Source organism: Curtobacterium sp. RM9 (assembly GCF_054956955.1).
Window position 1 is genome coordinate 95991 of sequence record NZ_CM143271.1, and the last position, 12128, is coordinate 108118.

A 12128-nucleotide genomic window follows, 5' to 3' on the forward strand; every position below is an offset into this window, starting at 1 on the left:
TCGGCGGCGTTCAGAAGAGCCGCGTGTGCCCACCCTCGATGCCGCGCATCGCGTCGTAGTCCAGCACCAGGACGCGGATCCCGCGGTCCTCGGCGAGCGTGCGCGCCTGTGGCGCGACGGTCTGCGCCGCGAGCACGCCCTGCACCGGACGGAGCAGCGGGTCGCGGTTCATGAGCTCGAGGTACCGGGTGAGCTGCTCGACGGCGTCGATGTTGGCGTTGCGCTTCATCTCCACCGCGACGCTCGCGCCGCCCTCGTCGCGCGCGAGGATGTCCACCGGCCCGATCGCGGTCATGTACTCGCGGCGGACGAGGGTGTGGCCCTCGCCGAGCAGGTCGATCTGCTCCGCGAGGAGCTGCTGCAGGTGCGCCTCGACCCCGTCCTTGACCAGGCCCGGGTCGACACCGAGGTCGTGGGCCTCGTCCGCGATCACCTCGTACAGGCTGACGATGAGCTTGTCCTGCGTCTTCTTCTGCGTGACCGTCCACACCTGGGTGATGCCGGCGCTCGCCTGCTCCTCGTCGGGCTCGCCGATCTCGATCGAGCACGGCGGGCTCATCCAGTTGAGGGGCTTGTAGCTGCCGCCGTCGGAGTGGACGAGCAGCGAGCCGTCCGCCTTCAGCATGAGGAGACGGGTCGCGAGCGGCAGGTGGGCCGACAGGCGTCCGGCGTAGTCGACGGAGCAGCGGGCGATGACGAGACGCACCCGGCGATCCTAACGGTCGGTGCGTGCTCCGGAGTCCGCTCGCTCCGTCGGCCCGGTCTGGAGGCGCGGGGTGCGTCCGCCGTCGACCGTCACGTCCGTCCCGTGGTCGCCACCGGTGCCGTCCTCGCCCCCGTCGCGCGCGTCGCCGTCGCGCGCCTCGCCGTCTCCGCCGCGCGCGTCGCCGATCCCGGAGCGCCGCCGCCGGAGCGTCTCCGCCGCGGCGCCGGTCTCGCGGGCAGCGCCCGACGCGAGCCCGGCGGCGATGATGAACACGAAGACCACGAGCAGGGCACCGAGCAGACCGATGTGCTCGCCGAGGAACCCGATGAGCGGGGGACCGGCGAGGAACGCCACGTACCCGATCGTCGCGACCGCGCTGACCTTGAGGGCCGCCGATCGGGGGTCGTCGGCTGCGGCGGACATGCCCATCGGGAAGCCGAGGCTCGCCCCGAGGCCCCAGAGCACGACGCCGACGATCGCGATCGGGATGACGTCCACGAAGATGAGGAGCCCGAGACCCACCACCGCGACGAGGGCGCTGGCGCGGAGCACCGGCACACGGCCGAACCGGTCGATGAGGGGGCTTCCGGCGATCCGGCCGGCGGTCATCGCGGCGAGGAACACCGTCAGGACGCCGGACCCCGCGGCGTTGTCGAGGCCGTGCCCGTCGATCATGGCGAGCGGCAGCCAGTCGTTCGCGGAGCCCTCGGCCAGCGCCATGCCGAGCACGATGACGCCGATGAGGAGCGTCGACGGCTGCGCCCAGACCTGCCAACGCGTGAGGCGGGCCGGGGCCGGGGTCGACTCGGAGACGCCGTGGTCCTCGTACCGGTGCTCGTCGCCGAAGCGAGAGGCAGCCGCGAGGAGGGCGACGCAGATCACGACGCCGAGGACCGCGAAGTGCACGACGACCGGCACGTCCGTGGCCTCGGTGAGGGCGCCGAGGCCCGCACCGGCGAGGGTGCCGACGCTGAACGCGGCGTGGAAGAGCGGCATGATCGTGCGGCCGCCGGCCTTCTCCGCCGCGGCTCCCGCGACGTTCATCGACACGTCGCACAGGCCGTTGCCGAAGCCGAACGCGATGAGGCCGATCCAGATCGCCGCGAAGCCCCACCCGTAGGTGACGGCGAAGCCGGCGAACACGATGCCCGCCGCGAGGCTGACCGCCGCGACCTGCACGCCCCGGCGGGCACCGACCTTGGCGACGATGTGCCCGGCGAAGGTCAGGCCGCCGATCGAGCCGACCGCCATGCCGAGCACGAGCAGGCCCATCTCGAAGGTGCTCGCGCCGAGGGAGTCGCGGACGCTGGGGATCCGGCCGAGCCAGGTGGCGATCGCGAGCCCCGAGAGCGTGAACGCCACGAAGACCGCGATGATCCAGACGCGGGTGGTCGGGGCGGTGCGGGCGGACGTCGTCGTCATGTCGGTTCCTCGGGAGGTGTCGGCGGTGCAGTGTGTCGGGCCGGTGCGGAGACGGATCGGTGCTGTGTGTTCGGGCTGTCGAATCGATTCGACCGGCGGTGGTGGCTACGCTAACGGGCGATGGACGAACCGGCAACAGCACCCGGCGCGTCGGAGCGCACCGCTCCGCACGCCTCCCGCGCCCCACGCGCCGCGCGACCGACGCTCGCCGCGGTGGCGCGGGCGGCCGGTGTCGCGCCCTCGACGGCGTCGCTCGCGTTCAGCGGCAGTGGCCCGGTCTCCGACCAGGCGCGGGCCCGCGTCCTCGCCGCCGCGGCCGAGCTCGGCTACGGCGGCCCCGACCCGCGGGCTCGCTCGCTCCGCCGCGGTCGTTCCGGGGTCCTCGGGGTGGTCATGGACGAGCGGCTCAGCGACGCCTTCCGCGACCCCGTGAACGTCCTGACGCTCGACGGCATCGCCGAGGTCGCCGGCGAGGCCGGTGCGTCGCTCCTGCTCGTGCGCAGCCCCCTGGACGACGAGCGCGGCACCGGGCCGATCGTCGACGCGCCGATGGATGCCGTGGTGCTCGTCGGCTGCAACGTCCGGATCGACCCCGCGGTCGCCGTGCTCCGGCGTCGGCAGATCCCCGTCGTCGCCATCGAGGCGGACGAGATCGAGGGCGCCGTGCCGATCCACCTCGACAACCGCGAGGGGTCCAGGCGCGCCGCCGCGTTCCTCCGCGACCTCGGGCACACAGCCGTGACGATCGTGGCGCTGCCGCTCGACGCCGACCGCCGCCGTGGCCCGATCGACGACGCACGCGAAGCCGCGGGCGTCGCGCACACCACGCTCGAGCGCCTCCGCGGTGTGCGCGGGGTGTACCCGGACGCCGTGGCACTCGAGACGGCCGGCAGTTCGGTCGAGGAGGGTCGGATCGCCGGTGAGACGCTCTTCGCGCCCGGCGCGGCCGTGCCCACCGCAGTGGTGGCACAGAGCGACCTGCTGGCCGTCGGCGTCATCTCGGCCGCCATCGACGCCGGTCTCCGGGTGCCCGAGGACGTCAGCGTGGTCGGGTTCGACGGCATCCGCGTGGACGACAGCCTGCTCCACCGCTCGCCGATCCGACAGCTCACGACGCTCGAGCAGCCGTTCGAGCAGAAGGGGCGCGCGGCAGCGAGGGCGGCCCTGGCGATGCTCGACGGCGAGGAGCCCCGTCCCGCGGCGTTCCGGTCCGAGCTACGCATCGGGGACACGACCGGGCCGGTGCGCCCGGGCTGATCCGCGCGATCGAGACAGAGCACCGGACGAGGTCTGCCTCGTCGTCTAGCCTGCCGTCGTGCGAGCGGGTCTGACCGGCCTGCTCGGAGGGGACGCGATGCACGAACAGCACCTGCTGATGCCGAGGAGCGCGCGATGAGCGTGCCCGTCCAGATGTCGGCGCACGTCACGGACACGGACGAAGCAGCCGCGGTCATCGCCCGGGACCTCGGGTACGACGTCCGCCTTCGTGCCAGGGAGATGACCTACCACCACGACGGCGTCATCGGGGACGTGGTCGCGCAGTCGGAGATCCTCGTCGGCGCCGAGCTCGCGTGCAGCGTGGCCCCCACCGAGACGTTCATGGTCGTGCAGGTGCACGACGGCCGGTACCTGATCGACCCGTGGGGAGTGGAGCAGACGCACGGGACGGGTGCCGCGTTCGTCCTCCCACCCGGGCAGGAGGTCCACCTCGACGTGCGACGCGCGCACATCACGACGACGATCGTGCCGGCCGCGGCCGTCCTCGAGGTCGCCGAGACGGCCTTCGACGCCTGGGCAGCCGGACTCCGCGCGGACGCCCCACCGGCTCCCCGTCCCACCGCGCTCCGCGCCTGGACCGCGAGTTCGGCGTTCTACCGACGACAGATCCTCGGCCGTCCTGAGCTCTACCGGGACGACCTGCTCCGCGCCGAAGCGACCCGCGCGCTCCTGACCTCGCTGATCTCGACCTTCGACGTCGTGGACACGGCCGAGCCCGTGGCGTGGGAGACCGCGGCGGTCCGCAGGGCACGGGCACACATCGACGACCATCTCCGCGACCCGTTGACCGTCCAGGACGTCGCGCACGCGGCGCGGGTCGGGACACGTGCGCTGCACCTGGCGTTCCAGCGGCAGCGCGCGCAGAGCCCGATGGAGTACGTGCGGCAGGGCCGGCTCGCCGGTGCCCACGCGGACCTCCTCGCCGCGGACCCCGACCGTGGCGCGAGCGTGGGGGCGATCGCGGCCTCGTGGGGGTTCACCAACGGCGGACGGTTCACCGCGGCCTACCGAGCGGTCTACGGCGAGAACCCCGCGACCACGCTGCGCCACTGAGCGGCACGGCTGGGCAGCGTGGTCTGTCCGGGCACCGCACGGGGGTCGGACAGATCACGAACGGTCGGACGCCGAGCGCACCGGTGGGTCGGTCCGCGGGACTCCGCTCCCTACAGTCTTGGTCATGATCGAGCCCACCACGCGGACCGACGAGGACGCGACGAACGAGCTGCAGGCGTTCTGCGACGACTTCATCCGGTCGCTGTACGTGGGAGACGAGCAGGGCAGCGAGGCGTAGGGGCGCTCAGTGCGGCGGAGGGCCGAGCGGCGCTCGGCGCACCGCGTCAGCCACCGATCCGCAGCACCACCCGGCCGCTCCGCCCGGCATCAACGTCGTCGTGCGCCTGCGCGACCCGCTCGAGCGGCAGGGCTTCACCCACCCGCAGCAGGAGCGCGCCGTCGGCCACCGCCGTCACGAGGTCGTCCATCGCGGCTCGCTTCGCCTCGGCCGGGAAGTCGTCGCTGCCGAGGAACCGGACCGTCACGTTCGCGAACAGCAGCGGTGGGAACGGCAGGCTGACCCGGTCGCCGTGCGCGAAGTAGGTCGCGATCACGCCGTCGTTCGCGATCACGGCGGCGTCGAGGTCGGCGTTCGCGTCCAACGCCACCTCGACGATCCGGTCGACACCGTCCGGTGCGATCCTGCGCACGGCGCCCTCCGGGTCGTCGTCGAGCGCGAGCACGTGGTCGAGGTCCGGCACGCCACCGGCAGCGAGGTCCGACGTGCGGCGCACCGTGCCGATCACCGTCGCGCCACCCCACGCCGCCAGCTGCGCCGCGATGCTGCTCACCCCGCCGCGCACGCCGTGCACGAGGACGACCCTGCCGCTGACCGGCCCGTCGCCGAACACCGCGCGGTGCGCCGTGATGCCGGGGATGCCGAGCAGTGCCGCGACGTCCTCCGGGACACCGTCGGGGAGCGGGGTCACGAGGTCCCTCGGGACGACGACGTACTCGGCCGCCGTGCCCGAGGGGCGGTAGGACTGCGCGCCGTGCACGGCCACCCGGGTACCGACGAGCGCCTGCTCCACCCCGTCGCCGACCCGGTCGACGACGCCGGCACCGTCGCTGTGCGGGATGACCTCGTCGTAGGGCATCGCGGAACCGAGCCACCCCTCGCGCTTCTTGGTGTCGCCCGGGTTCACCCCCGAGAACGACACCCGGACCCGGACCTCACCCGGTCCGGGCGTCGGGTCGGGGCGTTCACCGACCTGCAGCACCTCCGCCGCCGTCCCCTGCCGGTCGTACCACGCAGCACGCATCGCATCCACCCTTCGTCACCCCGACCGTACGGCGGTGACGGGCGGTCCGCCCACGCACCCCGGACATCCTGTGTCCGGCCCGGAGCGGCATCCGCGCAGCGTCGGTCGGAACAGCGACACAGGGAGGTCGTCATGCACACACCGTCGTCCATCGTGTCCGGGTCGTCCCGGACCGCACCCGCAGCGTCCGGGAGCTCCCGATGAGGGCCCGCACCGTCGGCGCCCTCGCCCTCGTCGGCGTGGCCACCACGGCACTCGTCCGCCACCGCCGCGGACCGCGGTCCGGGACCTCCGGCCGCGCTCGGTCGGGGTGGCTCGCGGTCACCGTGAACCGCCCTGCCACCGACGTCCTCCCCGGCGACGCCCTGCCGGCACCGCTGGCCGCCCTCGGCGACACGATCGACGTCGAGGTCCGCCCCGCGCCGGGCGACAAGGGCAGCGAACTGCGCGCCCGTCAGCGGGCCGGCACGCCCGACGCCACCGGACGCATCCGCGCCGCGCTCCGCGAGGCGAAGCAGCTCGTCGAGGTCGGCGAGGTCCTCCGCGTCGACCCGACACCGCACGGCCGACGGACGGCGACGCCGACCGGCCTGCTCGTCGACGTGCTCTCGGCACGCAGCAACGAAGGAGGGACACTGTGAAGGCACTCTGCTGGACCGGGGTGAACGAGACCGCGGTCGAGACCGTGGACGACCCGACGATCCTCAACGACCACGACGTCATCCTCCAGGTGGGACTGAGCACGACGTGCGGGTCCGACCTGCACCTGCTCGGCGGGTACATCCCGTCGATGCGGGCAGGCGACGTCCTCGGTCACGAGTTCATGGGAACCGTCGTGGAGGTCGGGTCGGCGGTGCGGAAGCACCGCGTCGGTGACCGCGTCGTGGTGTGTTCCTTCATCGCCTGTGGGCAGTGCTGGTACTGCGAGCACGGGCAGTTCTCGCTCTGTGACAACGGGAACCCGAACCCGGGGCTGACCGAGACCATGTGGGGGTCGCCCATCGGCGGGTGCTTCGCCTACAGCCACGCCCTCGGGGGCTTCGCCGGGAGCCACGCGGAGTACGTCCGTGTGCCCTACGCCGACCAGGGGGCGTTCACCGTCCCGGACGGCGTCTCGGACACCGCGGCGCTGTTCGCGTCGGACGCGGCACCGACGGGCTGGACCGGGGCCGACCTGGCCGGCATCGCGCCGGGCGACACCGTCGCGGTCTGGGGTGCCGGTGGTGTCGGGCAGATGGCCGCCCGCGCGGCGATGCTGCTCGGCGCCGAGCAGGTGGTCGTCGTCGATCGGCTCCCGGAGCGACTCGAGCAGGTGCGGACCCACATCGGCGCCGAGACGATCGACTACACACGAGACGACGTGCAGGCCGAACTGAAGGAGCGCACCGGGGGTCGCGGGCCCGACGTCTGCATCGAGGCCGTGGGCATGGAGGCGCACAGCACCGGGCCGATGTACCTCTACGACCAGGTGAAGCAGCAGCTCCGTCTCCAGTCCGACCGTCCGACCGCGCTCCGGGAGGCGATCTACGCCTGTCGCAAGGGCGGCAGTCTCTTCGCGCTCGGGGTGTTCGGCGGGCTCGTCGACAAGTTCCCGTTCGGCGCGATCATGAACAAGGGGATGACCGTGCGCGGAGCACAGCAGCACGGGCACCGCTACATCCCGATGATCCTCGACCGCATCGCCGCGGGGGAGATCAGCACCGAGCACCTCGCAACGCACGTCCTGCCGCTCTCGGAGGGGCCGCGCGGCTACGAGATGTTCAAGGAGAAGGAGGACGGATGCGTGCGTGCCGTGTTCCGACCAGGTGCCTGATCGGCCCGGCCTGACGGTCGACGTCCGGCCGGAACTCGCACGACTCGCCACGGCAGCCGGATCGGCGGACGGTCCTGCCCTGGAGATGCTCCGGCTGTTGCGGCGCCTGGTCCCGTTCGACGCCGCCTGGGTGTCCGTGCAAGCGTTCCTCGACCCGATGAGCCCCGTCACCGCCATCCGCCGTCTGGTCGACGACGCCGTCGCGGGGGTCCTGCTCGGGGAGGACGGGAGCGTCTCGGCGCTCCCGGGCCTCCCCGAGCACGCCGTGTTCGGATCGTCCTCCGGTCTGGTCGACGCGGTGCGCGGCCGGTCCGACGACTGCGCTGCGTCGTCGTCGTTCCTCTGGCCCGTCGACGACGGGCACTCGCTGCACGGGCTGGTCCGCGTCACCCACTTCGCCCTGCGCGGCACGAGCGTGCCCGGGGTCTGCGGGGTCCTCGTCCTGTCCCCGTCCCCGGACCTCCTCGGGCTGACTCGGCGCGAGCTCGAGGTGCTCGGCCACATGCTCGACGGAGCGTCGAACGACGGCATCGCGCGCGCCCTCGTCGTGACGCCACGGACCGTGGCGACCCACGTCGAGCACATCCTCGCGAAGCTCTCCTCACCGTCCCGCACCCACGCCGCGGTGCGCGCGCAGCGTGCGGGGCTCTACGTCCCGGTCGTCGCAGGACCCTCCTCCTGAGCGTCGTACGGTCGGAGCGGCGGGACGCTCACGTCGTCCCCGGAGCCGAGCCCCTGCACGTCCGGGCGGAGGTGCGACCCGTGCTGCCCGGCCGCGTCGAGCAGCCGTTCGCGCTGCGCCACGAGGGCGGGACGACGGTCGACCGGTGCCACGGCGACCAGGTCGTCGAGGGCGGCGAGCAGGCGTCGTGAGACGAGCCGCGACGAACCGCCCAGGGGCACGAGCTCGTCGAACGCGACGGCGACGTACCCCTCCCACGTGAGTTCCCGCGTGACGAGTCGGAGGACCCCGTCGGCGTCGTGGTGCTCGGTCGACGGCATCCGCCGCGTGCTGAGCTGTCGGAGGGCGTCGTGGAGGCGGTCGATCGCCTGGACGGAGGTGCCGGGGTCGTCGTGCGGGCCGGAGGCGATGCTCCGCTGCGCGACCTCCGTGAGCTTCCGGATCCCGTAGGCGGCGTCGCCGACGTGGCTCCGCTCGTTGTCGAACAGGATGCCGCGACGGAGCTGCCGGACGTCCTCCGCGGTGCTCTGCGCCACCCCGGCCCCGCGCCGGCGCGCCATCGGTGCGTCGCGCGGCACGAAGTCGCCGACCGCGACGGTCATCTCGACGTACTCGTGCGTCCTCCGGGCCCGTTCCACGAGGTGCTCGACGTCGAGCATGACGACCACCCCGGACTCCGCCGCCGTCAACGTCCCGGCCTCGGTGGCGGCGAGGACATCGGGCACGAAGGACCGGTCGATCTCGCGCTGCAGGTTGTCGCCGACCAGGTCGACGAGTCCGGCGACGCGCAGCGACTGCCCGGCGTGGTGCACGTAGCCGACGAGGACGAGCAGGCTGGCGAGCAGGAGCACGTACGACACGGCCACGGTCACGGTGGGCACCTGGTGGCCCGGTCGAGCCGTGTCCCGCACGGCCGCGACGCCGACCATGCAGACGAGGAAGGTGGCCGCGAAGAGGCCGTGCGCGAGCTGGCTCCGGCCGTCGGCGAGCAGTGCCCGCACGATGCGGGGCGAGAACTGCTGCATGGCGAGCTGCACGCCGAGTGTGAGCACCGTGAGCACGACGGTCGTCAGGGTCAGCATCGACGACGCCGCCGTGCTCAGGATCGTCTGCACGGCGGTCGGGGTGCCGAGCGGGTGCCCGGGGACGGCGTCGTAGCCGATCGCAGCGTCGACCGCCAGCGTCAGCGCGACGAGTCCGGTCCCGGCGGCGATGCAGAGGATCGGCACGAGCCACAGGCTGTGCGTCCGCCAGCGGTACTCGAGCCGCCGCCGCCGGTCGGGCGGGGGCGCGGGATCGGCCCGATCCGTCCGGCGCCCTCGTGGCCGGGCCGACCCCGCGGTGCTCACGCTGCCCGACCTGGCTTCAGGACGACCTTGGTCCAGCCGTCGTCGCGTGCGTCGAAGTGCCGGTACGCGTCCGGCGCCTCGTCCAGGGACAGCTCGTGGCTGACGACGAACGACGGAGTCGCCTTGCCGGCCGCGATGAGGTCGCGGAGCTGCCGGTTGTAGCGCTTGACGGGTGCCTGCCCGCTCCCGATGTGCTGGCCCCTGAACCAGAACATGCCGTAGTCGAACGCGATCTGCCCCTGCTTCGCCAGCTCGTCGACGCCGCCGGGGTCCTGGGGCACGAACACCCCGACACTGCCGATCCGGCCGGTGAAGCGGACCGACGACACGAGCCGGTTCATCGTCAGGTTCGGCTGCTCGGTGCCGTCGGGGTCGTGCGCCTGGTACCCGACGCACTCGCAGCCGTTGTCCGCTCCGAGCCCCATCGTCTCGTCGAGGACCGCCTGCACCGGGTCGACCGCCGAGTCGTCGATCGCGATCGCTCCGATGGACTCCGCGAGGCGGAGCCGGTCGGGGTGGCGGTCGACGACCATGACCTTGCTCGCGCCCCGGATCGTCGCCGAGAGGGCCGCCATCAGGCCGACCGGGCCTGCGCCGTAGATCACGGTCTGGTCGCCGGGTTGCACCCCGGCGAGTTCCGTCGCGTGGTACCCCGTGGGGAAGATGTCCGCGAGCATGACGTAGTCGTTCGCCCGCTCGTCGGCGTCCTCGCCGAGCCGCAGACAGTTGAAGTCGGCCCAGGGCACGCGGAGGAGCTCCGCCTGACCGCCTGCCCACGGGCCCATGTCCGCGAAGCCGTAGGCCGCACCGGCCATCGCCGGGTCGGGCTGCGCCGTCAGGCAGTAGTTCGTGAGTCCGCGTTCGCAGTTCTTGCAGTGGCCGCAGGCGACGTTGAACGGCAGCACCACCCGGTCGCCCACCTGTACCTTGTCGACGCCCGGACCGACCTCCACGACCTCACCCATGTTCTCGTGCCCGAACCAGCGCCCGTGCTCGAAGTCCGTCCGGCCCTCGTACATGTGCAGGTCGGAGCCGCAGATGTTGGTGGTGGTGATGCGGACCAGCGCGTCCGTCGGCCGTTCGACCCGGGCGTCCGGGACCTCCTTGACGTGCACCTCGTGCGGTCCCTCGTAGACGACTGCCTTCATGGTCGTGCTCCTCTCCGATGAGTCGGGCGACCGGTCGACGTCGCCGTGCGGGCCACCCGTGGGAGTTCCATTCCAGGACGCACCCTCACACCGGCGCATCGGCAGGTCTGCCGATCTCTCCGCGTGACTCCGGATCCGACACGCGTCGCGGGCGCCGGGGGAGCCGCTGCCCGCCGCCGGGCTCAGCGCCGCCGCAGCCCGAGCACGACCACCGCGACCAGGTTCACCGCGCTCCCCACGAGGAACCCGGTGCTCCCCCCGGCGACGCCGAGCGCCGGCCCGAGCACCGCCATCAGCACCGCCCCGACGACGAACCCCGCCACCGAGGCCAGCGCGACCGCTCGTGACCGACCGGCCGCGAGCAGCAGCGCCGCCGGCACCAGCCCGACGGTGAACACCCAGACGCCCACCATCAGGTACCGGAGGTCCGCCACCGCGGCGGCGCCCTCGCCGGGGTAGACGATCGGCAGGAACCAGCCGGCGAGCAGCGCGACGAGTCCGAACACGACGGCGGTCCCCGCGGCGAAGCCGACGACCAGCAGGGCGGCCCCGCGCGACCGGAGCGTCCCGCCGTCGGTCCGGTGCGCGAAGGCCGGCACGAGCACCTGGCCGAGCGCCTGCCCGAGCATCGAGGCCGGGGTCGCGAGGGTGAACGCCGCCGCGTAGACACCGGCCTCGTGCGCGGAGACGGTCACCTGTGCCGTGATCATCGTCAGCTGGAGGAGCCCGTTCGAAGTGACGACGGCGAGCACGTTCCACGCCGCGAACCCGAGGACCCCGGTCGTCGGCTCGGCCGGCCCGTCGACACCGTTGCCCCGCGGCCAGCACGCGATCGCGAAGGCCGTGTAGCCGACCGCCAAGGGGAGCAGCACGAACGGCTCGAGCCGGGCGACGCAGGCCCCGACGAGCAGCGCGAGGGCGAGCACGCTCGTCGCGGTGTCCCAGAGCGCGACCCGCGGTGCCCGGTGGTACCCGAGCTGAGCGCCCCGGGCATGGCAGTAGAGGCCGTAGCCGACCACCACGGCGACGCCGCTCACGACCGTCCCCGGGCTCGCGCCCCAGGCAAGCGCGACCGGCACGGTGACGGCGGCGAGCACGACGCACGAGATCGCCGTCGCGCCGCCGAGCAGCCGGTTCACGGCGGCGTCCGAGCGGTGGTGGCGGAGCGCGACGGCGAGGAACCGCGAGGCCGTGTTGCCCGCGGCGTTCGGCCAGAGCAGGGCGGCGAAGACGGACAGGGAGAGCAGCGCCGTGGTCTGACCGAGGGTCTCGGTGCCGAACACCCGCCCGACGACGACGGTGACGAGCAGCTTCGCGACGCCCTGCACGCCGATGCCGACGGTCGCGAGCAGGGCCGACGACGCGACACCGCGGCCCGTGGCGCCGTCCCCGGTCGCCGTCACGGCCGATCCCTC

Annotated in this window: 11 protein-coding genes; 5 read left to right on the plus strand and 6 right to left on the minus strand. The window is 73.2% G+C overall.

All coding sequences use genetic code 11. The annotated features are described in order from the left end of the window. Positions 1-10: 10 nt before the first annotated feature. On the minus strand, positions 11-706 hold the full coding sequence (nucS, locus tag ACY3FI_RS00450; RefSeq protein ID WP_462548754.1) for an endonuclease NucS: 696 nt from the start codon (positions 704-706) through the stop codon (positions 11-13). Positions 707-715: 9 nt separating this feature from the next. After that, the gene (locus ACY3FI_RS00455; RefSeq protein ID WP_462548755.1) at positions 716-2128 is read right to left on the minus strand and encodes an MFS transporter; all 1413 of its coding nucleotides are present in this window, start codon (positions 2126-2128) and stop codon (positions 716-718) included. Between the two features lie 120 nt (positions 2129-2248). Here ACY3FI_RS00455 and ACY3FI_RS00460 point away from each other — a divergent pair, with 120 nt between their 5' ends. Beyond that, on the plus strand, positions 2249-3385 hold the full coding sequence (locus tag ACY3FI_RS00460; protein WP_462548756.1) for a substrate-binding domain-containing protein: 1137 nt from the start codon (positions 2249-2251) through the stop codon (positions 3383-3385). A gap of 135 nt (positions 3386-3520) precedes the next feature. Then, positions 3521-4459 (plus strand): helix-turn-helix transcriptional regulator, encoded by a 939-nt coding sequence (locus ACY3FI_RS00465; protein ID WP_462548757.1) that lies wholly within the window; start codon positions 3521-3523, stop codon positions 4457-4459. A 284-nt stretch (positions 4460-4743) separates the two neighbouring features. Here ACY3FI_RS00465 and ACY3FI_RS00470 read toward each other — a convergent pair whose 3' ends face one another. Next, entirely contained in the window at positions 4744-5721 is a 978-nt protein-coding gene (locus ACY3FI_RS00470; protein WP_462548758.1) for an NADPH:quinone reductase, read from the minus strand. Between the two features lie 200 nt (positions 5722-5921). Between ACY3FI_RS00470 and ACY3FI_RS00475 the strand changes: the two genes are divergently transcribed. Genes ACY3FI_RS00475 through ACY3FI_RS00485 form a run of 3 tightly spaced genes read left to right on the plus strand, consistent with a single transcriptional unit; the run spans position 5922 to position 8216 of the window. After that, positions 5922-6362, plus strand: a complete 441-nt coding sequence (locus ACY3FI_RS00475) for a hypothetical protein (protein ID WP_462548760.1) — start codon at positions 5922-5924, stop codon at positions 6360-6362. Then, positions 6359-7534, plus strand: coding sequence for a zinc-dependent alcohol dehydrogenase (locus tag ACY3FI_RS00480; RefSeq protein WP_462548761.1), 1176 nt, complete (start codon positions 6359-6361; stop codon positions 7532-7534). The genes ACY3FI_RS00475 and ACY3FI_RS00480 overlap by 4 nt, the downstream gene beginning before the upstream one ends. Beyond that, positions 7509-8216: a helix-turn-helix transcriptional regulator gene (locus ACY3FI_RS00485; protein ID WP_462548762.1), complete on the plus strand. Its 708-nt coding sequence runs from the start codon at positions 7509-7511 to the stop codon at positions 8214-8216. Before ACY3FI_RS00480 ends, ACY3FI_RS00485 begins: the two co-directional genes overlap by 26 nt. Here the strand turns inward: ACY3FI_RS00485 and ACY3FI_RS00490 are convergent. From ACY3FI_RS00490 to ACY3FI_RS00500, 3 genes are all read right to left on the minus strand, one after another. Further along, entirely contained in the window at positions 8183-9565 is a 1383-nt protein-coding gene (locus ACY3FI_RS00490; protein ID WP_462548763.1) for a DUF2254 domain-containing protein, read from the minus strand. The genes ACY3FI_RS00485 and ACY3FI_RS00490 overlap by 34 nt on opposite strands. After that, entirely contained in the window at positions 9562-10713 is a 1152-nt protein-coding gene (locus tag ACY3FI_RS00495; protein WP_462548764.1) for a glutathione-independent formaldehyde dehydrogenase, read from the minus strand. The genes ACY3FI_RS00490 and ACY3FI_RS00495 overlap by 4 nt, the downstream gene beginning before the upstream one ends. Before the next feature lie 182 nt (positions 10714-10895). Next, a complete protein-coding gene (locus ACY3FI_RS00500) occupies positions 10896-12116 on the minus strand; it encodes a lipopolysaccharide biosynthesis protein (protein ID WP_462548765.1) in 1221 nt (406 codons plus the stop codon). Positions 12117-12128: the final 12 nt, after the last annotated feature.

Coding starts and splice junctions, on each gene's coding strand:
- ACY3FI_RS00455 (WP_462548755.1), bottom strand. CDS start 2,128: ATGACGACGACGTCCGCCCGCACCGCCCCGACCACCCGCGTCTGGATC.
- ACY3FI_RS00460 (WP_462548756.1), top strand. CDS start 2,249: ATGGACGAACCGGCAACAGCACCCGGCGCGTCGGAGCGCACCGCTCCG.
- ACY3FI_RS00465 (WP_462548757.1), top strand. CDS start 3,521: ATGAGCGTGCCCGTCCAGATGTCGGCGCACGTCACGGACACGGACGAA.
- ACY3FI_RS00470 (WP_462548758.1), bottom strand. CDS start 5,721: ATGCGTGCTGCGTGGTACGACCGGCAGGGGACGGCGGCGGAGGTGCTG.
- ACY3FI_RS00475 (WP_462548760.1), top strand. CDS start 5,922: ATGAGGGCCCGCACCGTCGGCGCCCTCGCCCTCGTCGGCGTGGCCACC.
- ACY3FI_RS00495 (WP_462548764.1), bottom strand. CDS start 10,713: ATGAAGGCAGTCGTCTACGAGGGACCGCACGAGGTGCACGTCAAGGAG.